Raw genomic sequence first — 21551 nt, forward strand, 5'->3', positions numbered from 1 at the left:
CCCCGTTCGCCGGCCCGTTCGCGGTCCTGCGGTGCGCCTGCGCGGACGTCCTCCGGGAGTCGGCCACAGGGCACCGGAGGTATGTGACGCACGTCACTTCGAATCGGTGCGCGTGCGGAAATAACCGGGGATCGTTTCCCCGTTTAGCCCTGTGTCCGAGCGAAACGGGGAAACGATCCCCGGATCGCGGCCCAGGATTCACCACCGTCCCAGTCCGAGGAGTGCACCGTGCAGACCGCCACCCCCGTGCGGCGCAAGGCGACCCGGCCGCGTGCCGACGCCCTGCGCAACCGGGAGCGGATCGTCACCGCCGCCCGGGAGATGTTCGTCGAGCACGGCCCCGACGTGCCGCTCGACGAGATCGCCCGCCGGGCCGGCGTCGGCAACGCCACGGTGTACCGCAACTTCCCCGACCGCGACGCCCTCGTCCGCGAGGTCGTCTGCTCGGTCATGGACCGTACGGCACAGGCGGCCGAGCTGGCCCTCGCGGAGACCGGCGACGCGTTCGAGGCGCTGGAGCGCTTCGTGCACGTCACCGCCGACGAGCGGATCAGCGCGCTGTGCCCGATGGTGTCCAGCACGTTCGACCAGCACCACCCCGACCTGGAGGCGGCGCGCGGCCGGGTCGAGCGGCTCGTCGCCGAGGTCATGGAACGGGCGACGGCGGCCGGGCAGCTCCGGCCCGATGTGGGCGTGGGCGATGTGATGATCGCCGTGGCCCAGCTCAGCCGGCCCCCGGCCGGTACCGAGTGCCTGCTCGCCGACCGGTTCGTCCACCGCCATCTTCAGCTGTTCCTGGACGGGCTGCGGGCCCCCGCCCGCTCCGCCCTGCCCGGGAAGGCCATGACCATGGAGGACCTGCGGCGCCCCTGCGACTAGTACCGCCACCGGTACGCGATCACCTCTCCGACCGGCGCCGACAACGGCACAAGGATCAGCAGCAGTAGCGACACCGGCACCAGCGCCGACACCGGCGCCGGTGCTCCACGACGATTTCCACGACGCCCGATCGTCCGCACGGCGGGCGGTCGTCCAGGCGGCCGTCACCGTGGACGAGCCGTCCCTTTTACCGCACCTCTTTTCCGTCACAACGTCCCGAAGTGGGTATCCCCATGTCCGAAACAGCCGTCAAGGCTCCCGGCGTCCCCGACGCCGGCCGCTGGAAGGCGCTCGTCTTCATCGCGCTCGCCCAGCTGATGGTCGTCCTCGACTCGACCATCGTGAACATCGCCCTGCCCTCCGCGCAGCAGGACCTCGGCATCTCCGACGGCAACCGGCAGTGGGTCGTCACGGCCTACGCCCTCGCCTTCGGCGGTCTGCTGCTGTTCGGCGGCCGGATAGCCGACCTGTGGGGCCGCAAGCAGACCTTCGTGCTGGGTCTGGCCGGCTTCGCCGTCGCCTCCGCGCTCGGCGGCGCGGCCACCAACCAGGCGATGATGTTCGGCTCCCGCGCCCTGCAGGGCGTGTTCGGCGCCCTGCTCGCGCCCGCCGCGCTCTCCCTGCTCGCCGTGATGTTCACGGACGCCAAGGAGCGTGCCAAGGCGTTCGGCATCTACGGCGCGATCGCCGGTGGCGGTGCCGCCGTCGGTCTGATCCTCGGCGGATTCCTCACCGAGTACCTGAACTGGCGCTGGACCTTCTTCGTCAACGTCCCGTTCGCCGTCGTCGCCGCGATCGGCGCCTACCTGGTCGTCCGTGAGCCCGAGGGCGGCCGCAACCGCTCCCCGCTCGACGTGCCCGGCGTGATCCTGTCCACCCTCGGCCTGGTCGCGCTCGTGTACGGCTTCACCCGCGCCGAGTCGGCCGGCTGGAGCGACGGCCTGACGATCGGCATGTTCGTCGCCTCCGTCGTGCTGCTGGCCGCGTTCGTCCTGGTCGAGAGCCGGGTCAAGGCCCCGCTGCTGCCGCTGCGCGTGATCACCGACCGCAGCCGCGGCGGTATCTACCTCTCGCTGGGCCTCGCCATCATCGGCATGTTCGGCCTGTTCCTCTTCCTGACCTACTACCTGCAGATCGTGAAGGGGTACACGCCGGTCAAGACCGGCTTCGCCTTCCTGCCGATGGTCGCGGGCATGATCACGGGCTCCACCCAGATCGGCGCCCGTCTGATGACCCGGGTCCCGGCCCGTCTCCTGATGGGTCCCGGCTTCCTGGTCGCCGCCGTCGGCATGCTGCTGCTGACCCAGCTGGAGATCGACACCTCCTACGCCGCCGTGCTGCTGCCCGGCATGCTGCTGCTCGGCCTCGGCATGGGTACGGCGTTCATGCCGGCCATGTCCCTGGCCACCCAGGGCGTCGAGCCGCGGGACGCCGGTGTCGCCTCGGCGATGGTCAACACCTCCCAGCAGGTGGGCGGCGCCATCGGTACGGCGCTGCTGAACACGATCGCCGCCTCGGCCACCACGTCCTACATCACCGGCCACATCGGCGGTGCGGCCGACCGGTCCCAGCAGCAGCTGGTCCAGCTGGAGGGCATGGTGCACGGGTACACCATCGCGATCTGGTTCGCCGTCGGCATCCTGGTCGCCGCCGGTGTGATCGCCCTGACCCTCGTCAACGCCGGTCGTCCGGGCGGCGCGTCCGTCACGGGGTCCGGTTCCGGTGACGGGGTGGAGGACGAGCTGCCGGTTCCGGTCGTCGCCCACTGACGACACGGCCGGTGATACCCCTCGGGTTCCGAGTGCCACCCGTGCGCAGGGGGAGGGGACGCCCCGTGCGCACGGCTTCCCGCGGACCCGTCCCGGCCGGCTGAGCGGTCCGCTCAGCGCAGCCAGGGCAGGTCCGCGCCCGCCTCGGCGGGCTGGAGTCCCTCGGCGATGATCCGCATGATCTCGCCGAGGGACTTCTGCTGTTCCGGGGTGAGCCGGTCGAACACGGCCTGGCGCACGGCGTCCACGTGGCCCGGCGCGGTCTTCCGCAGGACCGCGTACCCCTCGTCGGTGAGCACCGCGAACTGGCCGCGCTTGTCGGACGGGCAGTCCTCGCGGCGGACCCAGCCGCTCTTCTCCAGGCGGGCGATCGCGTGCGAGAGGCGGGAGCGGGTGATCTTGGCGTACTTGGCCAGTTCCGTCATCCGCATGCGCCGTCTCGGGGACTCGGCGAGCTTGACCAGCAGGCCGTAGTAGACGTGCGGCATGCCGGCGTCGCGCTGGAGCTGGCGGTCGAGGTGGTCCTCCAGGAGGGTGGCGGCCTCGATGTAGGAGCGCCACACGAGCTGCTCCTCGTCGGTGAGCCAGCGGGGCTCGTCGGCGGGGGCCGGGATGGGTGCCGTGTTCATGTGTCCCACTCTACGAGGCTACTTCTTGAAAGTTAAACAAAATCGGCGTAGGTTCGGCTCCAAGAGAGATTGAGACTTCAAGCGACAGTCGCGTGATTCCCGGCAGCAGTCGTGTGATCCCGAGCGACAGCCAGGTGAAGAGGAGCCGCCGCCATGTCGACCGACGTCCAGGAGCGCATGCCCGCCCTCTACCTCAGCCACGGCGCCCCGCCCCTCGCCGACGACCCCGTCTGGCCCGGCGAGCTGGCCGCCTGGGCCGCCGGTCTGCCGCGTCCGAAGGCGATCCTCGTCGTCTCCGCCCACTGGGAGGAGGCCCCGCTCGCCCTCGGCGCCACCCGCACCGTGCCGCTCGTCCACGACTTCTGGGGCTTCCCCGAGCACTACTACCGGGTGCGCTACGAGGCTCCCGGAGCCCCCGCGCTCGCCGACTCCGTCCGCAAGCTGCTGCGCGCCCCCGGCACGCCCGTGCAGGACGTCCCCGGCCGCGGCCTCGATCACGGCGCCTACGTCCCGCTCGTGGAGATGTACCCGGACGCCGATGTCCCGGTCCTCCAGGTCTCCATGCCGACCCTCGACCCGGCCCGGCTCATGGAGATCGGCCGCAGGCTGGCGCCGCTGCGCGACGAGGGCGTACTGATCATCGGCTCCGGGTTCTTCACCCACAACCTGGCCGCCCTGCGCCAGTCCGGGGTGCCCGCCTGGTCCGCGGAGTTCGACGACTGGGGGCGGCGCGCGCTCGAGGCCGGTGACGCGGACGCGCTGCTCGACTTCACCCGCAAGTCCCCGGCGGGCCTGCTCGCCCACCCGCGCACCGAGCACTTCGCCCCGCTGTTCGTCGCGATGGGGGCGGCCGACGCGGCGGGCGAGCCGGACCTGGGCCGGTCGGTGATCGAGGGGTTCTGGATGGGGCTGGCGAAGCGGTCGGTCCAGTTCGGCTGACCGCCGGACGGCACGTCCCGAGAGGCTCCCGCGCCGGGCCACGCGCCGCGCCAGGCCACGCCCCGCGCCGCGCCGGGCCACCACGCCCCGGCGCGGGCCCGAACAGGGGCGTGCGGACGGGGGCGGCGCGATGAAAGCCGGATATGGCGCAGCCCGGAATCTCCTGTGAGTCCGCGTCCGTGGCAACCCCGAGCCGGTACGGGCCGTCTTCAGGGGTGGGAGGGCAGTCGCGAACGGCGCTCTTCCGGGACGAGGGAGGCGGAGCCGAACGTGACGGGCGTCTCATGCGCGTGGGGGCCGGAGGGCTCGGTGAGGGCCTCGGGGTCGTCGTCGGCCCCCGGTCTGACCTGGACATCCGTGCGTTCCGACGGCGCCGTCCCTCCTCGTGCGGCGGCACAGGGTACTGCATGATCAGAAAAATCGGGGGGCGGGTTGGGAATTCTGTCCGGTTTCCAGTCGTTGTTTCCATCGGATGCAGGGCACCCGAGGAGTCTCGAGGGAGTCCGGAGACGGATTCCGCGACAGCAAGGCAGAGACCGGAGACAACCCCACACGGTGCCGAACGTCCGCAGGACCGCCCGCTGAACCACTCATCGCAAGGGAGCACGCATGGCAACCCGTGCCGTCGCCCGTCGTAAGTCCGCCACCGGCGGGACGACCGACAGGGCAACCAGCGTCCGCGCCAACGGCGGCGAGCTCGCCGACCGCGATCTGGTCGGCATGTACCTCGACGAGATCGCCCGGACGCCCCTGCTCGACGCCGCCAAGGAGGTCGAGCTGTCCCAGACCATCGAGGCGGGTGTGTTCGCGCGGCAGGTCCTCGAAGGCTACGAGGAGACCGGGGCGGACGCCACCCGGGAGGAGCTCCAGGCCCTGATCGACGCGGGTGAGCGGGCGAAGGACGTCTTCATCCGTTCCAACCTCCGCCTGGTCGTCGCGGTCGCCCGACGCTACCCGCGCAGCGGTCTGCCGCTCCTCGACCTCATCCAGGAGGGCAACGCCGGCCTGGTCCGCGCCGTCGAGAAGTTCGACTACCGCAAGGGCTTCAAGTTCTCGACGTACGCGACCTGGTGGATCCGCCAGGCCATCACCCGGTCGATCGCCGACCAGTCGCGCACCATCCGCCTGCCCGTCCACCTCGTGGAGGAGCTCGGCCGGATCCGTCGCGTGCAGCGCGAGTTCAACCGCGAGCACGGCCGTGAGCCGGAGCCCGCGGAGATCGCCGCCGAGCTCGGTTCGACGCCGGAGCGCGTCACCGACGTGCTCGACTGGGCCCGCGACCCGGTCTCGCTGAACATGTCGGTGGACGACGAGGGCGAGACCCAGTTCGGCGACCTGCTGGAGGACACCTCCGCCGTGTCGCCCGAGCAGTCCGTGATGACGCTGCTGCGCAGCGAGGAACTGGACGACCTGATCGGCCGCCTCGACCCGCGCACGGCCTCCATCATCAAGATGCGCTACGGCATCGACGACGGCCGCGAGCGCACGCTGACCGAGGTCGGCAAGGAGCACGGCCTCACCCGCGAGCGGATCCGGCAGATCGAGAAGCACGCGCTGCTGGAGCTGAAGAAGCTGGCGCGTGACACCGGCTTCGAGGCGGCGGCGTAAGACCGTCGGGGGCCGTCGTGGGCGGCCCGTGAGGCGGGGGCGTGGCGTGACGCCCAGGGCGTACGCCGGTGGCCGAAGCCCGCGCGAACATGGCCGTACAACGCTGCTTCAACCGGCAGGTGCCCGGGAACAAGAATCCCGGGCCCGGCGGTTCGCACCCCGATCCGCACCGGATCCGTCGCACACTTGGACCACGTCCCGACGCACTCCCCCCGGCGCCGGGACTTCCCGAGCCGGGCTCGGCACCCCTCCCCCCCCCGGGTGCCGCAGCCCGGCTCTCTCCGTATGCGGGCGGGGGCGTGCCCGCACAGGACGGGAAAGGCGGGCCACCCCGAACCTGAACCCCGGGGTGACCCGCCAGATGGCAGATTCTGCCACAGCGGCATAACCTGCCGAAGTGAGCAGCACGACCAGCACCCCCCGCACTCCCGCCTCCGGCCGGCCACCGGTCTCGCTGACCGAGCGGCGCAAGGCCGAGACCCGCATGGACATCGCCCGCGCGGCGGCCCGCCTCTTCGCGCGGCACGGCCTGCGGGCCACCCGGGCCGAGGACATCGCGCGCACCGCCGGCATCGCCCCGCGCACCTTCTACCGCTACTTCGCCACCAAGGAGGAGGCCGTCGCGCCCCTCTACGCCCTGGGCGCCGGGCGCTGGATCGAGGCGGTACGGGAGGCCCCGGCCGCCCTGACCCCGCCGCAGGCCCTGGAACGGGCGGTGCGGCACACGCTGACGCCGGGGGCCGGGATGTCCGCCGCGTCGTGGGAAGGGGCCCGGACGCTGATCCGTCTGGCCGGGAGCAGCCCGGCGCTGCGGAAGGTGTGGGCCGACGTCTGCCACACGACCGAGCGGGCGCTCGCGGAGGCGCTGGCCGAGCGGGCCCGGGGAGCGCGGGCCGCGGAGGGCGGGGGCGACGTCGCCGGGCCCCGGCTCCGCTTCGCCGCCGCCACGGCGGGGGTGGCGGTGCGGGTGGCGATGGAGCACTGGGCCGCTTCCGCGGATGAGCCGGCGAGAGCCCTGGAGCTGGCGCTGGTGAACCTGGAGGTGCTGAGGGAGTTCGCGTGGGGGGAGGCGCTGGGGGAGTAGGGGCGGGCGCGCGACCCGGCGCCGACGAGGCGCCGCCGAGGTACGCGCCCGCGCGGTCGGGGCGGGCAGCAGCACGGCAGCCCGCGGTGGAGCGGGACGCGTGGGCGGGGCGGTGGCCGCGGCCGGTCGGACCTCCGTGGTCGGTCGGGTCTCCGTGGTCGGTCGGGCCTCCGTGGTCGGTCGGGCCTCCGTGGTTGGTCGGGCCTCCGTGGTCGGTCGGGCCTCCGTGGGCGGGGCGGTCGCCGCGGTCGGTCGGGCCTCCGCGACCGGTCAGGTCTCCGCGGCCGCCCGGGTCAGGCGGGCGCCCAGGGCGCGTACGCAGGTGACCAGTTCCGGGGGCCCCTGCACCCGGAAGTCCACCCCGGTCATCGCGAGCCGTACCGCCATCCACTCCACCGCGTCCGAGACCGTGGCCCGCAGGACGCACGACGCCCCGTCGTCCACCGGCTCCGGCGCTCCGAGCCAGCCCGGCAGCCGCGCCGCGACCTCCCGGGCCGGCGCGGCGAAGGTGACGACGAGCTCGTACGAGTCGCCGCGCCGCTGCATGGAGCGGCGCAGATACTCCGCCGCGTCCCCCGCCGGCAGCTCCCGAGGGGTGAACCGCGCGCCCGTCGCGAACGGCTCGCTCACCCGGTCCACCCGGAAGGTCCGCCAGTCGTCGCGGTCGAGGTCGTAGGCGACCAGGTACCAGCGGCGCCCCGTCGAGACCAGCCGGTACGGCTCCGTCAGGCGCCGCGACCCGGTGCCGTCCCCGGCGCGGTAGGCGAACCGCAGTCGCTCCCGTCCGGCCACCGTGGAGGCCATGACGGTCAGCGTCTCGGGCGCGATGCTCGGCCCGTCCCCGCTGGTCAGCGGCGTCGTCGCGGCCTGGAGCGTGGCGACGCGGTGCCGCAGCCGCGACGGCAGCACCTGCTCCAGTTTGGCCAGCGCCCGCACCGACGCCTCGTCGACGCCCTCCAGCGCGTGCCCCGCCCCGGCGCGCAGTCCGACCGCGATCGCCACCGCCTCCTCGTCGTCCAGCACGAGCGGTGGCATCGCCTTGCCCGCGACCAGCCGGTACCCGCCGTCGGCGCCCATGGTCGCCTGCACCGGGTAGCCCAGCTCGCGCAGCCGGTCGATGTCCCGCCGGACCGTGCGGCGGGAGACCCCGAGGCGGTCGGCGAGCTCGCCGCCGGGCCATTCACGGGGTGTCTGGAGGAGGGAGAGCAACGTCAGGAGCCGGGCCGGGGTGTCCGTCGTCATGAGTCCGAGGATGCCGCAGATCTAGGACACGATCTGACCTATTGGGACCGTAACTTGCTGTCATGACCTTCTCGCACACCCCGGACACACCCACGGACCGGCCCGCCGCGGACGGCGACCGGCGGCGCTGGTTCGCCCTCGCGATCGTGATGACGGCGGCGTTCATGGACCTCGTCGACGTCACGATCGTCAACATCGCGATCCCGTCGATCCGGCGGGACGAGGGCGCCTCCTTCAGCCAGATCCAGTGGATCACCGCCGGCTACGCCCTCGCCTTCGCCGCCGGCCTGATCACCGGCGGACGGCTCGGCGACATCCACGGCCGCAAGCGGCTGTTCCTCGTGGGCATCGGCGGTTTCACGCTCGCGTCCGCGCTGTGCGGTTTCGCGGTGAACCCGGAGATGCTGGTCGCCTCCCGCGTCCTCCAGGGCGCCATGGCCGCGCTGATGGTGCCGCAGGTGCTGTCGATCGTGCACGCCACCTTCCCGGCGCACGAACGCGGCAAGGTGTTCGGTCTGTTCGGAGCGATCGTCGGACTCGGTGCCGTCTCCGGCCCGCTGCTGGGCGCGCTGCTCACCGAGTGGAACCTCTTCGGACTCGAGTGGCGGCCCATCTTCCTCATCAACCTGCCGGTGGGCATCGCCGGACTGATCCTCGGCAGCCGCTTCATCACCGAGTCCAAGGCCCCGCGCGCCCTCAAGCTGGACCTGGTCGGCGTCGCCCTGGTCACCCTCGGCCTGCTGATGCTGATCTACCCGCTGACCCGGGGCCGTGAGCTGGGCTGGCCGCTGTGGGGACACGTGTCGATGGGCGGCGCGTTCGTCGTCCTCGCGGTGCTGGTGGCCTACGAGCGGCGCAAGAGCGCGCGGGACGGCTCCCCGCTGGTCGAACTGTCGCTGTTCAGGGTGAAGAGCTTCGCGGCGGGCATCGCCGTGCAGACCGTCTTCGGGGTCGGCCTCGGCATCTTCTTCCTGGTGTGGACGCTCTACATGCAGGAGGGACTGGGCTGGACCCCGCTGCGGGCCGGTCTGACGGGCGTGCCGTTCTCGATCGCGGTGTCGACGGCGGCGGGCGTCTCGGTGCAGAAGCTGGTCCCGCGCTTCGGGCGCAAGGTGCTCCAGGCGGGCGCCCTGGTGATGGCGGCCGGCGTGCTGCTCTACCTCTGGGAGGCCGGGCGGTACGGCCTCGGCATCACCTCCTGGCAGATGGCGCTGCCCCTGGTCGTCATGGGGGTCGGCATGGGCCTGATCGTCGCCCCGCTGACGGACGCGGTGCTGTCCCAGGTGCCGCGCGAGCACGCCGGCGCGGCGTCCGGGCTGATCAACACCGTGCAGCAGATGGGCAACGCGCTCGGACTCGGCCTGGTGTCGGTGGTCTTCTTCGGCACGATGAGCGACCACGTGGCCCTGTCCGGCATCGGGGCGGCCTACGCGGACGCCTTCCAGAACGCGCTGGGCTGGGTGGCCGCGGTGATGGGCGTCATCTTCCTGCTGATGTTCGCCCTGCCCGAGCGCCCGGCCCAGCACGTGGAAGGAGCGGCGGCGCAGGACGGGACCGCGGAGGGGGCCGCGGGGGAGGAGAAGGCGCCCGCACTGGTCTGACGGCCGGGCGGTGCACGGCGGGGACGGTGCACGGCGGGGACGGTGCACGGCGGGGACGGGGACGTGGGGGGGGGGCCGCCCCCCCGGGGGCGGCCCCCCCCCCCCCCCCCCCCCCCCCCCCCCCCCCCCCCCCGGGGGGGGGGGGGGGGGGGGGGGGGGGGGGGGGGGGGGGGGGGGGGGGGGGGGGGGGGGGGGGGGGGGGCCGCGCGGGGGGGCCCCCCCCCCCCCCCCCCGCCCCGCCTCGGCCCCTCCACCCGGCGATCGCCTCCAGGGCATGCCCGTTCGTGCCCGATTGTGCTTGTTCACTTCCGCTTGCTGGTTTACATTCCGGGAAACCGGGCGTAGCCTCCGTTGAAACCACACGTTCGGGCATAAGCGGAGGTGAACAGGCATGTACGCACCGGAGCGGCAGCAGGAGATCCTTCGGCTCGCCCGGGACGGCGGCCGGGTGGACGTCGTGTCGTTGGCCGAGGAGTTCCAGGTGACGGCGGAGACCATCCGCCGCGACCTCAAGGCCCTCGACCGCGCCGGTCTGCTCCGCCGGGTGCACGGGGGCGCGATCCCCGCCGGGCGCCTCGACTTCGAGCCGGACCTCGCCGAGCGCGAGTCCACGGCGGCCGACGAGAAGGCGCGCATCGCCAAGGCGGCCCTCGCGGAACTGCCCGCCGAGGGCACCGTCGTCCTCGACGCCGGTTCGACGGTGGCCGGCCTGGCCGCCGCCCTCCCGCCGGAGACACGGCTCACCGTCGTCACCCACAGCCTGCCCGTCGCGGCCCGCCTCGCCGACCACCCCGGCATCCAGCTCCACCTGGTCGGAGGGCGCGTGCGGCACCGTACGCGCGCCGCTGTGGACGCCTGGGCGCTGCGCGCGTACGGCGAGATCCGCGCCGACGTGGCCCTGGTGGCGGCCAACGGCTTCTCCGCCGAGCACGGTCTGACCACCCCCGACCTCGCCGAGGCCGCGGTCAAGCGGGCCGCCGTCGCCGCGGCCCGGCGCGTGGTGCTGCTCGCCGACTCCTCCAAGCACGGTCAGGAGCACTTCGCCCGCTTCGGCGCCCTGAGCGACGTGGACCTGCTGATCACCGACAGCGGGCTGAGCCCCGACGCCGCCGCCGCCATCGAACGCGACGGCACGGAAGTGGTACGCGCATGATCCTCACCGTCACCCCCAACCCGTCGCTGGACCGCACCTACGAGGTCCCCTCCCTGGACCGCGGCGAGGTCGTCCGCGCCACCGGCGAGCGGGTCGACCCGGGCGGCAAGGGCGTGAACGTCTCGCGCGCGGTCACCGCGGCCGGACGGCGCACCGTCGCGGTGCTGCCCCTCGGCGGCGCCCCCGGCGCGCTCGTCGCCGACCTGCTCGACGCCCAGGGCATCGAGGTCGCGCCGGTGCCGATCGCCGGGGCCACCCGCTCCAACATCGCACTCGCCGAGGCCGACGGGATCCTCACGAAGATCAACGCTCCCGGTCCCGAGCTGTCGGCGGCCGAACGGGAACTCCTCCTGGAGACCGTACGGCGCCAGTCGCGCGGCGCCGACTGGATCGCCTGCTGCGGCAGCCTGCCCCGCGGACTCGCCCCGTCCTGGTACGCCGCCCTGGTCGCCCGGGCGCACGCCGCCGGGGTCCGCATCGCCCTGGACACCTCCGGTCCCGCCCTGCGCGAGGCGCTGCGCGAACGGCCCGACGTGGTCAAGCCCAACGCCGAGGAACTCGCCGAGGTCGTCGGGCGCCCCCTGGCCACCGTCGGCGACGCCCTGAAGGCCGCCGAGGAGCTGCGGGAGCTGGGCGCACGTGCCGTGCTCGCCAGCCTGGGCGCCGACGGGCAGCTGCTCGTGGACGACGCGGGCACCTGGTTCGGCGGCGCCCGCGTCGACGCCGTACGCAGCAACGTCGGCGCCGGCGACTCCTCGCTCGCCGGGTTCCTCGTCGCCGGCGGCGCCGGACCGGCGGCCCTCGCCTCAGCCGTCGCGCACGGCGCCGCGGCCGTCCGGCTCCCCGGCAGCGTCATGCCGACCCCGGCCGACCTGGACCCGGACGCGGTGACGGTCACGGCCGAGGTGCCGGTGGACCGCGCGCTGAAGGAGCCGGTGTCATGACCGCCGGTCCACGTGATCCCGGCCCTCGCCCCAGTACCTCCGTCCCCACCCCTGCCCGCAGCACCTCCGTCCCCACCCTCGCCCACCCCTGCGCGTTCCGGGCGACACGCGAGCTAAGGAGCCCGCGATGAGCGACATGATCACCGCCGATCTGATCGACCTCGACCTGTCCGCCGACACCAAGGAAGCGGCGGCACGCGCCCTCGCCGAACGCATGGTGGCCCAGGGCCGGGTGACCGACCTGGAGGGCTTCCTCGCCGACGTGGCCGCCCGCGAGGCGCAGATGCCGACCGGCCTGGACGGCGGCATCGGTATCCCGCACTGCCGCAGCGAGCACGTCACCGAGCCGACCCTCGCCTTCGGCCGCAGCGCGCTCGGCATCGACTTCGGCGCGGCGGACGGCCCGGCCGACCTGATCTTCCTGATCGCCGCTCCGGCGGGTGCCGACGACGCCCACCTGACGATCCTCTCCTCCCTGGCCCGGCAGCTGATGAACGCCGGGTTCACCGCCGCGCTCCGCTCGGTGGGCGACGCCGCGGCCGCCGCGGCGCTGATCCGCGGGGAGGAACCGGCCGCTTCCGGCAGCGACGAGGACGGCGACGAGGACTCCGTGGCGGACTCGGCGGCGGCCTCCGCCGAGTCCGCCACGGGCAGTACGCCAGCCGGCACGACAACCGGCACGGCAGGTGGCGACGAGGAGGCGGCGGGGCCCGAGCGGCCCTTCCGCATCGTCGCCGTCACCTCCTGCCCCACTGGCATCGCCCACACCTACATGGCGGCCGAGTCGCTGGAGAACGCGGCCCGCGAGGCGGGCGTCGAGCTCACCGTCGAGACCCAGGGCTCGGCCGGCTTCACCCGGCTCGACCCGGCGGTGATCGAGGCGGCGGACGGCGTGATCCTCGCCCACGACGTGCCCGTGCGCGACAAGGACCGCTTCGCCGGGAAGGCCACCGTCGACACCGGCGTCAAGGCGGCCGTCAACCGTCCCGGCGAGCTGATCACCGAGGTCCGCGGCAAGGCGGCCCGCGGCGAGGTCGCCTCCGCGTCGTCGGGCGCGACGCCCGTCGAACGCGGCGGCGCCCCCGGCGACGGCTACGGCACCAAGCTGCGCACCTGGCTGATGTCCGGCGTGAGCTACATGGTCCCGTTCGTCGCGGCGGGCGGCCTGCTCATCGCCCTCGGCTTCGCGATCGGCGGCTACGAGATCAACAAGGCGCCGTCGGTGATGGACCACTTCGTGTGGTCGCAGGCCGACAGCTGGGCGGCGCTGCTGTTCCAGATCGGCGGCGTGGCCTTCGGCTTCCTCGTCCCCGTCCTGGCCGGCTACATCGCCTACGGCATGGCCGACCGGCCCGGCCTCGTCCCCGGCTTCGTCGGCGGTTCGATCGCGCTGACCATCAACGCGGGCTTCCTCGGCGGCCTGGCGGCCGGTCTGATCTCCGGTGCCGTGGTGATGGCGATCCAGCGGGTGCGGATCCCGGCGGCGCTGCGCGGCATCATGCCGGTGGTGGTGATCCCGCTGATCTCCTCGGCGGTCGTCGGCTTCCTGATGTTCGTGGTGATCGGCAAGCCCATCGCGTCCGCGCAGAAGGCGATGACCGACTGGCTGAGCGGACTGTCCGGCACCAACGCCGTCCTGCTCGGCGCACTGCTCGGCCTGATGATGTGCTTCGACCTCGGCGGCCCGGTCAACAAGGTCGCCTACGCCTTCGCCACGGCCGGCATCGCGGTCAGCGACCCCAGCGACTCGGCGATGAAGATCATGGCCGCGGTGATGGCGGCCGGCATGGTCCCGCCGCTGTCGATGGCCCTGGCCACGACCGTGCGCGGCAAGCTCTTCAACGCCGCCGAGCGCGAGAACGGCAAGGCCGCCTGGGTGCTGGGCGCCTCCTTCATCTCCGAGGGCGCGATCCCGTTCGCCGCGGCCGACCCGCTGCGGGTCATCCCCTCCTCGATGGTGGGCGGCGCGCTCACCGGCGCCCTGTCGATGGCCTTCGGCGCGACGCTGCGCGCCCCGCACGGCGGCATCTTCGTGGTCCCGCTGATCGGCAACCCGCTGCTCTACCTGGTCGCCATCGCGGCCGGCGTGTGCGCCACCACGGCCCTGGTGATCGTCCTCAAGGGCCTGCGCGGGCAGACGCCCGGAACGGCGGCACCGGGAACCGGCGACACCGACCCCTCGGCCTCCACGACGGGGACGAAGCAGCCCGTGGCGGCGTGAGACGGCGGCCGGTGGGCGCCTGGGACCGGCGGGCGCCGACGGGGTGAAGCAGCGCCCCACGCCCCGTGCGACAGCCGGGCCGGGTCCGACGAGGACCCGGCCCGGCTGTTCGCGTCGTCGCCCCGGCCGGCCCGGGAGGACGGCTCAGGACACCTGCGCCGCGCGCCGCTCCATGGCCCGGCGGGCCGCGTCCTCGCTGACGTACACCTCGCACATGTGCCGCCCGTCGGGCGTGGCCGTGTGCTCGACCTCCCACAGGGAGACCTCGGCGCCGTCCCGCAGCAGGAAGGCGTGCTCGTAGAGCGAGAAGCCGACCGCGGCGCGGCCCGTGCGGCCGGGTCCGCCGAAGGCCTGCGTGATCTGGTGCGCGGACGCCGTGGCCAGCAGGGCGGCGGTGTCCGCGCCGGGCCGGTCCGCGTTCTCCGCGCGGCGCAGCAGCCGGCGCGCATGGTCCGCGGAACCGCCCTGGACGTAGACGTGCCGCGGGGCCGGTATCGGCGACAGCCGCACCGACACCGGCAGCTCGAAGTCCGGCGTGTCTGGCGGCAGCGCCAGCCGGGCGGTCGCGGTGCGCAACTCCTCCTCGTCGACGTACACCTCGTGCTGCGCCTCCCCGCCCGGAGCGGTGTTGTGGACGAGCTCCCAGAGGGTGAGCGCCGAACCGTCGGCGAGCAGCCACGTGTGCCGGTACGTCTCGCGGTGCAGCCCCGCGCTGTGGTGCGCGGAGTGCAGCGAACCGTCGTACGCCAGCGCACAGTCAAGTCGTCGTATCGTCTCGTCGGGCAGCTCGAACGAGTTCAGGGTGCGGCCGAGCAGTCGCACGAGATGCTCCTCCGGAGACTCGGGCGACTCGGCTGGTTCGTACGCTGCCGTGTCGTACGGAACGCTCAAGTTTTCTCCCGGCGTTGCTGCATGTCACCTGGTGGGTGCATACCGTAGCCCCTCGGTCGGACATCGTGTTCGGGAACCGGGAAAACGTACACACGAAAAACGCGCGGGTCGCGCGGGAAGTTCCCGCGCGACCCGTCGATCCGTCAGAAACCGCTGCTCACAGAGCCGGTCGGCCGATACCGGCCGGGATCAGACGGCGCTGCCGGCGACCCACTCGCTCCAGCCCATGTTCCAGCCGTTGAGTCCGTTGTCGGGCGCGATCGTGTCGTCCGGGGAGTTCTTGACGATCACGACGTCCCCGATGAGCGAGTGGTCGTAGAACCACTTGCTCGGCGTGTCGCCCTGGCCGCCCCGGACGTCCCGCAGCCCCACGCAGCCGTGGCTGGTGCCCTGGCTGCCGAAGGGCGGATTGCCCTGCGAGTACCAGTAGTTGCCGTGGATGAAGGTGCCGCTGGTGCTCAGCCGCATCGCGTGCGGCACGTCCGGGATGTCGTACTCGCCGCCGAAGCCGACCGTCGAACCGTCCATGTGCGTCTGGAGGGACTTCTCGGAGATCACCATCTGCCCGTTGTACGTCGGGTTCTGGGCGCTGCCCGCCGAGATCGGGATCGACTTGACCGTCTTGCCGTCGCGCACCACCGTCATGGTCTGCGTGTTCACGTCGACCGTGGAGACCTGCGAGCGGCCCACGGTGAAGGTGACGGTCTTCTTCTGCACGCCGAAGACGCCGTTCGCGCCCTCCACCCCGTCCAGGTCGATCTTCATCGTGACCTTGGAGCCGGCCTTCCAGTAGTCGTCGGGCCGGAAGTCGAGCCGCTGCGAGCCGAACCAGTGCCCGACCACCTTCTGACCGCTGCTGGAGGTGACCGAGATGTGCGACTGCACGGCCTTCTTGTCGCCGATCGCCTTGTCGAACGTGAACGACACCGGCATGCCCACACCCACCGTGGCACCCCCGTCCGGGGTGTACGTGCCGATGAAGCTGTTGGCCGAGGAGACGGTGGTGAAGGTCGCGTCGGCCGAGGACGGCAGGCCGTTCGCGTCCTTCGCGGTCGCGCTGATCCGGTACTTCGTGCCGCGCTCCAGCCGCTCCTTCGGCTTCCAGCTCGTGCCGTCGGCGGACACCGAGCCCGGTACGGCCGTGCCCGTCCCCGCCACCGTCATCTTCACGTCGGTCAGTCTGCCGTCGCTGACCTTCACGCCGGTCGCGTTGATGGACGCGCCGGTCGAACCGTCCTTCGCGGAGATCACGACCTTCGCGGCGGAGGTCTTCACCGAACCGGTGCCGTCCTTGCCGTCACCACCGTCCTTGCCGTCGGCGCTGGCGCTGCCGCCGCAGGCGGTGAGGGTCAGGGCGCCGACCACGAGGGCGGCGCAGGCCACCAGTGCACGACGCGCTGATATGTCCTGCGTTGTCACGAGCTGCTCCAGGTCCGGGTGATGTGCCTATCCGCTTCGGTCCTGAAGAGCGGGCCGACGGCCGGCGGGGTTCCCGCCGACCGTCGGAAAAGCTGATCAGTGACAGAACCGCGACAATCGCCCCTCCCGACCGGGTACTTGCTCCCGCCGGACACCCGCTCGCTCACTCACTCCTGGACGGTCCCCTTCCGCCGGACACCCGTACCGCTACGACATCCCGCTCCCGCCGGGCACTCGTCCCGCTACGACTTCTCGCGCAGGTCGCCGTACAACTCGCCGTACGAGGGCCACGTCCCGCCCGGCCCGTCCACCGGGCCGGCGGCGCGCACCGCGCGCACGATCGCCCGCGTCACCATGTCCGCGCCCGCCGCCAGCACCTCGTTCAGCGCGAGCGGCCGCGTCGCGTCGAGCGTGCGCCCACCGGTCGCCAGGGCGAACACCGTGTCCCCGTCGTTGAGCAGATGCACCGGCCGCACCGCACGCGCGATGCCGTCGTGCGCCGTGCCGGCCAGTTTCTGCGCCTGCGCCTTGGACAGCCCGGCGTCGGTGGCGACCACGGCGAGCGTGGTGTTGAGCGGAGGCGGTGCGTTCCGCGCCGCGGCCTCGGCGAGGCGCCGCCGCGCGGCCTCGTGCGCGTCCGCCGCCGGATACTCCACGCGCCGCCCCTGGAACAACTCCCCGTACAGCACCCCCGTCTCCGGATCCATCACCGACCCCGCCGCGTTGGCCACCACCAGCGCGGCCACCGTGACGCCCGAGTCCAGCACGGTGCTCGCGGTGCCGACCCCGCCCTTCAGCAGCCCCACCACGGCGCCCGTGCCGGCCCCGACGCCTCCCTCGGCCACCCGCGCGCCCGGCGCGCTCGCGTGCGCCGCCTCGACGGCCGCCCGCCCGGTGGCCGCGTCCGGCCTGGCCCGGAAGTCGCCGCCGCGCCCCAGGTCGAAGACGCAGGCGGCGGGCACCACCGGCACCACGTGCGCCGGATCGGGTCCGACCCGCACCCCGCGTCCCCGCTCCTCCAGCCAGGCCATCACCCCGGACGCCGCGTCGAGCCCGTAGGCGCTGCCACCGGTCAGCACCACCGCCTCGACCCGCTGCACCAGGTTGCGCGGATCGAGCGCGTCGGTCTCCTTGGTGCCGGGACCGCCACCGCGCACCTCCACGGCGGCGACCGCCCCGCCCGCCGGCGCGAGCACCACCGTCGTCCCCGTGAGCCACCCGTCGCCGATCCGTGTCGCGTGTCCCACGCGCAGCCCGGCGACGTCCGTCAATGCGTCCACTGTCATGCACCCAGTGTCGGCCGGACCCGGCACCCCGACCGGCGGCGGCCGGACCCGGCAGGGCAGCGGCAGGACCCGGGCGGCGGCCGGCGGGCGGGCTCACGCGGCCGGTGCCGTCTCCCCCTGCTCCGGCGCGCCCGCGAGAGCCGTCAACGTCACCCCGGTCGCCACCGCCAGCGTCAGGACGATGCCCGCCGCGAGCACCGCCACGTCTCCGAGGAAGGTGCAGCCGATCACCAGCAACGCGGCGACCGGCAGCACCAGTTGCTGCGCGGCCCCCACCTTGGAGTGGCGCGCGTGCAGCAGCCAGACCGTGAGCAGGTACAGCGCCGTCGGCAGGGTCACCGCGGCCGACGCCGCGAGGGTCGAGATGTGCGCCTTGCCGACCGCCTGCTCCACCGCCACCTCCAGTCCGGCGCCGATCGCCGCCGCCGAGGCGAACACCAGGTAGTGGCCGTATCCCCAGACGAAGGCCTGCCTGCTGGTGCGCAGGTGCCCGTGAATGGGCACCACGAAGTAGATCCACCAGGCGGCGAAGACGATCAGCAGCCCGCCCACCGCGATGGGCAGCAGCTCGCCCAGCGCGTCGTTCTCGTCGATGCCCGACTTCACCGCGACCGTGGCCGCGGCGATGGTCTCGCCGAGCACGATGATCGTGAACAGCCCGTACCGCTCGGAGATGTGGTGCGGGTGCCAGGCCGACTGGTGCTTTCTCTCCGCGAGCGCCGGCACGCACAGCTCCAGCACCGCCATCACCAGGAACAGCCACGCCCGCCCGGCCTCCGGCACGAACAGCAGCCCCACCCAGCCGATCTGGCAGAGCAGCACCCCGGCGGCGTACCTCAGGGTCATCGCGCGCTCCGCCGGTGCGGCACGGCGCGCCGCCCGCAGCCACTGCGCCGACATGGCGAGCCGCATGATCACGTAGCCCACCACGATGACCAGGAAGTCGTGGTCCTGGAAGGCCCGGGAGATCCCGGCGGCGAGGACCAGGACACCGGCGATCTGCACCAGGGTGACGATCCGGTAGAGCACGTCGTCGTTGTCGTACGCCGAGGCGAACCAGGTGAAGTTCATCCACGCCCACCAGATCGCGAAGAAGACCATCGCGTAGTTGAGGATCCCCTCGCCGGCATGCCCCTCCGCGACGGCGTGCACCAGCTGGACGCCCGCCTGGGCGACGGCCACGACGAAGCACAGGTCGAAGAGGAGCTCCAGCGGCGAGGCGACGCGATGGGACTCGTGACGGGGCCGGGCCGTGAGCCTGCGCAGCGGCCGGTGGCCGGCGGACGGGCTCGGGGACTCGGGCGGGGAAGCGGGACTGGACATCATGGTTCCCAGCACAGCAGAGACGGAGCGGACGTGCTCGCAAGGGGTGGGAACGAGGCGGACGTGCTCCCGGCCGGCGGACACGGGGCGGGCCGTACCCTGGAGCCATGAGCACCGCCCCCGAACCCGAGCCCCGCGCGCCGAAGCCCGCGCTGGTCTTCGACGACCCGCTCGACCAGCAGTCCTCCGACGACACCGACCGGGGGTGGGGCGAGCGGTCCGAGGCCGACGGCGCGGCCGACCTGAAGCGCTTCCTCGACGAGAAGCCGCCCCACCACCTGTGAGCCGCGCGGACGGCCGTCCGCCGACGACGGGCCGCTCGCGCTACGAGCGGTCGTGGCCCGATCCGCGCTGCGCGACCAGTGCGTCGCGGATCTCCTTGAGCACCTCCAGCTCGGACACCTCGACAACCTCCTGCGTGCCCTCCCGCGCCTTGCGGCGGGCCTCCTGACGGGCCAGGTACTTGGACATCGGCAGCACCATCAGGAAGTAGACGACGGCCGCCGTGATCAGGAACGTGAGGGTGGCGCCGAGCACCGAGCCCCACAGGATCCGGACGCCGGTCGCGTGGTCGCCCGTACCGGTGCACGGGCCCTTGAGACAGGAGCTGTAGCTGTCCAGGTTCTGCGTGCCGAACGCGCCGACCAGCGGATTGATGATTCCCTTCACCACCGAGTTGACGATGTTGGTGAAGGCGGCGCCGATGACCACCGCGACTGCCAGATCGACGACGTTCCCGCGCATCAGGAAGGCCTTGAAGCCCTGCCAGACGCTCGGATCCTTCTTCGCGCTCACCTCGGGGGCACTCCTCACATGACCAGGTTGTGGAATAAAACGCTCCGCAACCTACGCCGTCGCCCGGCGGTGCTGTCCAGTCCGCTTCCACGAACGAGGGACTTGACAGGTTCAGCACAGTGTCACCGCCAGTCGCGCCCGGGCTCCTGCGCCGACCAGCCGGTGCGCGGTGGCGGGCGGCACCGCCAGCACGACCAGCGCCCCGGCGTCCGACACCTCGACCCCCGGCGCCCCGGCGTCCGACGCGCCGTCCCCCGACGCCCCGGTGACCGGATCCGGCACCTTCAGCACCCGCGCTCCCCGCGCGATCACGGACGCACCGCCGCCCGCGTCCCCCTCGGACGCGACGACGTCGACCCGGTCGCCCGGCGCCAGCAGCCGCACCGTGGCGGCGTCGGCGATCCGCACGGGTGCCGCCACCGGCCGCGCGGCCGACCGCTCACGCGCCCGGTCGGTCACCGGATGCCCGCGCGCCCGGCCGCCGTCCTGCGTCCCGCCGCCCGGATACGGGCCCGCCGCCACCAGTGCGGCGGCGGTGACCGCGAGACCGGCGGCCACGGCACGCCGGCGGTGCCGTACCAGCCGGTGCAGCTGATGACGTCCGCCGCGCACCCGCACGGGAGCGAAGTGCGGCACCTCGCAGGTGGGCGGGGCGTCGGCGCCGAGCGGCTGCGGGAAGGGGACGGCGGAACGGGACACGGTGACCACCACCTGTGACGAGGGATCGGCTTGCGCACCCACGATGAGGCCTCTCGCCGTCTCCCGCAGGGGCCCGTGGACCACCGGCCGGTTGTGGAGAACTCCCTCACCCGATCCGGACGTTCCGCCTGCCCCGGGACCGCCTGCCCCGGAACCGCAGGCCCCAGGCCCCAGCCCCCCGGCTCCCTAGGGCAGCGCGATCCCCGGGTCCATCCCGCCCAGCGCCTGCCCGCACCGGCAGTCCCGCTCCCCGGCCGCCGGCAGCGCCGCCACCGCGTCGAACAGCACGCCCCGCAGCCGGTCCACGTTCGCGGCGAACACCCGCAGCACCTCCTCGTGCGAGACGCCCTCGCCGCTCTCGGCCCCGGCGTCGAGGTCGGTGACGAGGGTCAGTGAGGTGTAGCAGAGCTCCAGCTCACGGGCGAGCGCCGCCTCCGGATGGCCGGTCATGCCGACCACCGACCAGCCCTGCGCCCGGTGCCACAACGATTCCGCACGGGTCCCGAAACGCGGCCCCTCGACCACGACCAGGGTGCCGCCGTCCACCGGCTCCCAGTCCCGCCCCCGCGCCGCCTTCAGCGCGGCCGCCCGCCCGGCGGGGCAGTACGGGTCGGCCAGCGACACGTGCACCACGTTGGGCACCGTGCCGTCGGGCAGCGGCATCCCGTCGAAGTACGTCGACGGGCGCGTCCGCGTCCGGTCGACGAACTGGTCCGGCACCAGCAGCGTGCCCGGCCCGTACTCGGGTTGCAGTCCGCCCACCGCGCACGGACCGAGGACCTGGCGCACGCCGACCGAGCGCAGCGCCCACAGGTTGGCCCGGTAGTTGATCCGGTGCGGCGGCAGATGGTGGCCGCGCCCGTGCCGGGGGAGGAAGGCGACCCGCCGGCCGGCGACCTCGCCGAGGAAGAGGGAGTCGCTGGGCGGCCCGTACGGGGTGTCCACCCGGACCTCGCTCACGTCGTCGAGGAACGAGTAGAAACCGGAGCCGCCGATCACGCCGATCTCGGCGTTCGCCTTGTTCGCCATGCCCGCACCCTAACCGCACCCCGGAGGGCGGGAACGCCGA

The 21551-nt window shown here is 73.2% G+C and carries 19 protein-coding genes; 10 read left to right on the forward strand and 9 right to left on the reverse strand.

The window, feature by feature from the left end; all coding sequences use genetic code 11:
- The first annotated feature begins 228 nt into the window (after positions 1–228).
- Entirely contained in the window at positions 229–879 is a 651-nt protein-coding gene (locus ACIRFH_RS12315) for a TetR/AcrR family transcriptional regulator (protein ID WP_403519554.1), read from the forward strand.
- A gap of 233 nt (positions 880–1112) precedes the next feature.
- A complete protein-coding gene (locus ACIRFH_RS12320; protein WP_403519556.1) occupies positions 1113–2648 on the forward strand; it encodes an MFS transporter in 1536 nt (511 codons plus the stop codon).
- Positions 2649–2761: 113 nt separating this feature from the next.
- Here the strand turns inward: ACIRFH_RS12320 and ACIRFH_RS12325 are convergent, their stop codons facing one another.
- A complete protein-coding gene (locus tag ACIRFH_RS12325) occupies positions 2762–3277 on the reverse strand; it encodes a MarR family winged helix-turn-helix transcriptional regulator (protein WP_403519558.1) in 516 nt (171 codons plus the stop codon).
- A gap of 153 nt (positions 3278–3430) precedes the next feature.
- Here ACIRFH_RS12325 and ACIRFH_RS12330 point away from each other — a divergent pair, with 153 nt between their 5' ends.
- From ACIRFH_RS12330 to ACIRFH_RS12340, 3 genes are all read left to right on the forward strand, one after another.
- Positions 3431–4216, forward strand: coding sequence for a dioxygenase (locus ACIRFH_RS12330; protein WP_403519560.1), 786 nt, complete (start codon positions 3431–3433; stop codon positions 4214–4216).
- A gap of 609 nt (positions 4217–4825) precedes the next feature.
- Complete coding sequence (locus ACIRFH_RS12335) at positions 4826–5824, forward strand: RNA polymerase sigma factor RpoD/SigA (protein WP_403519561.1); 999 nt, start codon at positions 4826–4828, stop codon at positions 5822–5824.
- Positions 5825–6221: 397 nt separating this feature from the next.
- The gene (locus tag ACIRFH_RS12340; RefSeq protein WP_403519563.1) at positions 6222–6908 is read left to right on the forward strand and encodes a TetR/AcrR family transcriptional regulator; all 687 of its coding nucleotides are present in this window, start codon (positions 6222–6224) and stop codon (positions 6906–6908) included.
- A gap of 270 nt (positions 6909–7178) precedes the next feature.
- Here the strand turns inward: ACIRFH_RS12340 and ACIRFH_RS12345 are convergent, their stop codons facing one another.
- Positions 7179–8150, reverse strand: a complete 972-nt coding sequence (locus ACIRFH_RS12345; protein WP_403519565.1) for a helix-turn-helix transcriptional regulator — start codon at positions 8148–8150, stop codon at positions 7179–7181.
- Between the two features lie 62 nt (positions 8151–8212).
- Here ACIRFH_RS12345 and ACIRFH_RS12350 point away from each other — a divergent pair, with 62 nt between their 5' ends.
- The 4 genes from ACIRFH_RS12350 (at position 8213) to ACIRFH_RS12365 (ending at position 14069) form a co-directional block, all read left to right on the forward strand.
- Complete coding sequence (locus ACIRFH_RS12350; protein WP_403519567.1) at positions 8213–9751, forward strand: MFS transporter; 1539 nt, start codon at positions 8213–8215, stop codon at positions 9749–9751.
- A 391-nt stretch (positions 9752–10142) separates the two neighbouring features.
- Positions 10143–10904: a DeoR/GlpR family DNA-binding transcription regulator gene (locus ACIRFH_RS12355; protein WP_403519569.1), complete on the forward strand. Its 762-nt coding sequence runs from the start codon at positions 10143–10145 to the stop codon at positions 10902–10904.
- Positions 10901–11848 carry a 1-phosphofructokinase gene (gene pfkB / locus ACIRFH_RS12360; protein WP_403519571.1) on the forward strand — a complete coding sequence of 316 codons (948 nt, stop codon included), beginning with the start codon at positions 10901–10903 and terminating at the stop codon, positions 11846–11848. Before ACIRFH_RS12355 ends, pfkB begins: the two co-directional genes overlap by 4 nt.
- A gap of 127 nt (positions 11849–11975) precedes the next feature.
- Positions 11976–14069 carry a fructose-specific PTS transporter subunit EIIC gene (locus ACIRFH_RS12365; RefSeq protein WP_403519573.1) on the forward strand — a complete coding sequence of 698 codons (2094 nt, stop codon included), beginning with the start codon at positions 11976–11978 and terminating at the stop codon, positions 14067–14069.
- 144 nt (positions 14070–14213) lie between these two features.
- On the opposite strand, the gene ACIRFH_RS12370 is transcribed toward ACIRFH_RS12365, so the two are convergent.
- The 4 genes from ACIRFH_RS12370 to ACIRFH_RS12385 all read right to left on the reverse strand — a co-directional run bounded on the left by ACIRFH_RS12370 (position 14214) and on the right by ACIRFH_RS12385 (position 18988).
- The gene (locus ACIRFH_RS12370; protein WP_403519575.1) at positions 14214–14960 is read right to left on the reverse strand and encodes a DUF6227 family protein; all 747 of its coding nucleotides are present in this window, start codon (positions 14958–14960) and stop codon (positions 14214–14216) included.
- A gap of 189 nt (positions 14961–15149) precedes the next feature.
- Positions 15150–16379, reverse strand: a complete 1230-nt coding sequence (locus ACIRFH_RS12375; protein ID WP_403519577.1) for an Ig-like domain-containing protein — start codon at positions 16377–16379, stop codon at positions 15150–15152.
- Positions 16380–16621: 242 nt separating this feature from the next.
- On the reverse strand, positions 16622–17665 hold the full coding sequence (locus tag ACIRFH_RS12380) for a P1 family peptidase (protein ID WP_403519579.1): 1044 nt from the start codon (positions 17663–17665) through the stop codon (positions 16622–16624).
- Positions 17666–17758: 93 nt separating this feature from the next.
- Positions 17759–18988 carry a low temperature requirement protein A gene (locus ACIRFH_RS12385; protein WP_403519581.1) on the reverse strand — a complete coding sequence of 410 codons (1230 nt, stop codon included), beginning with the start codon at positions 18986–18988 and terminating at the stop codon, positions 17759–17761.
- A 107-nt stretch (positions 18989–19095) separates the two neighbouring features.
- On the opposite strand from ACIRFH_RS12385, the gene ACIRFH_RS12390 reads away from it, so the two are divergent.
- Positions 19096–19272, forward strand: a complete 177-nt coding sequence (locus ACIRFH_RS12390; RefSeq protein ID WP_403519583.1) for a hypothetical protein — start codon at positions 19096–19098, stop codon at positions 19270–19272.
- A 40-nt stretch (positions 19273–19312) separates the two neighbouring features.
- On the opposite strand, the gene mscL is transcribed toward ACIRFH_RS12390, so the two are convergent.
- The 3 genes from mscL to ACIRFH_RS12405 all read right to left on the reverse strand — a co-directional run bounded on the left by mscL (position 19313) and on the right by ACIRFH_RS12405 (position 21511).
- The gene (mscL, locus tag ACIRFH_RS12395) at positions 19313–19783 is read right to left on the reverse strand and encodes a large conductance mechanosensitive channel protein MscL (RefSeq protein WP_403519585.1); all 471 of its coding nucleotides are present in this window, start codon (positions 19781–19783) and stop codon (positions 19313–19315) included.
- A gap of 111 nt (positions 19784–19894) precedes the next feature.
- Positions 19895–20482, reverse strand: coding sequence for an RcpC/CpaB family pilus assembly protein (locus ACIRFH_RS12400; RefSeq protein ID WP_403519587.1), 588 nt, complete (start codon positions 20480–20482; stop codon positions 19895–19897).
- A gap of 186 nt (positions 20483–20668) precedes the next feature.
- A complete protein-coding gene (locus tag ACIRFH_RS12405) occupies positions 20669–21511 on the reverse strand; it encodes an S-methyl-5'-thioadenosine phosphorylase (RefSeq protein WP_403519589.1) in 843 nt (280 codons plus the stop codon).
- Positions 21512–21551 lie beyond the last annotated feature (40 nt).

This window comes from Streptomyces sp. NPDC093586 (genome assembly GCF_044764905.1).
Lineage (GTDB): Bacteria > Actinomycetota > Actinomycetes > Streptomycetales > Streptomycetaceae > Streptomyces.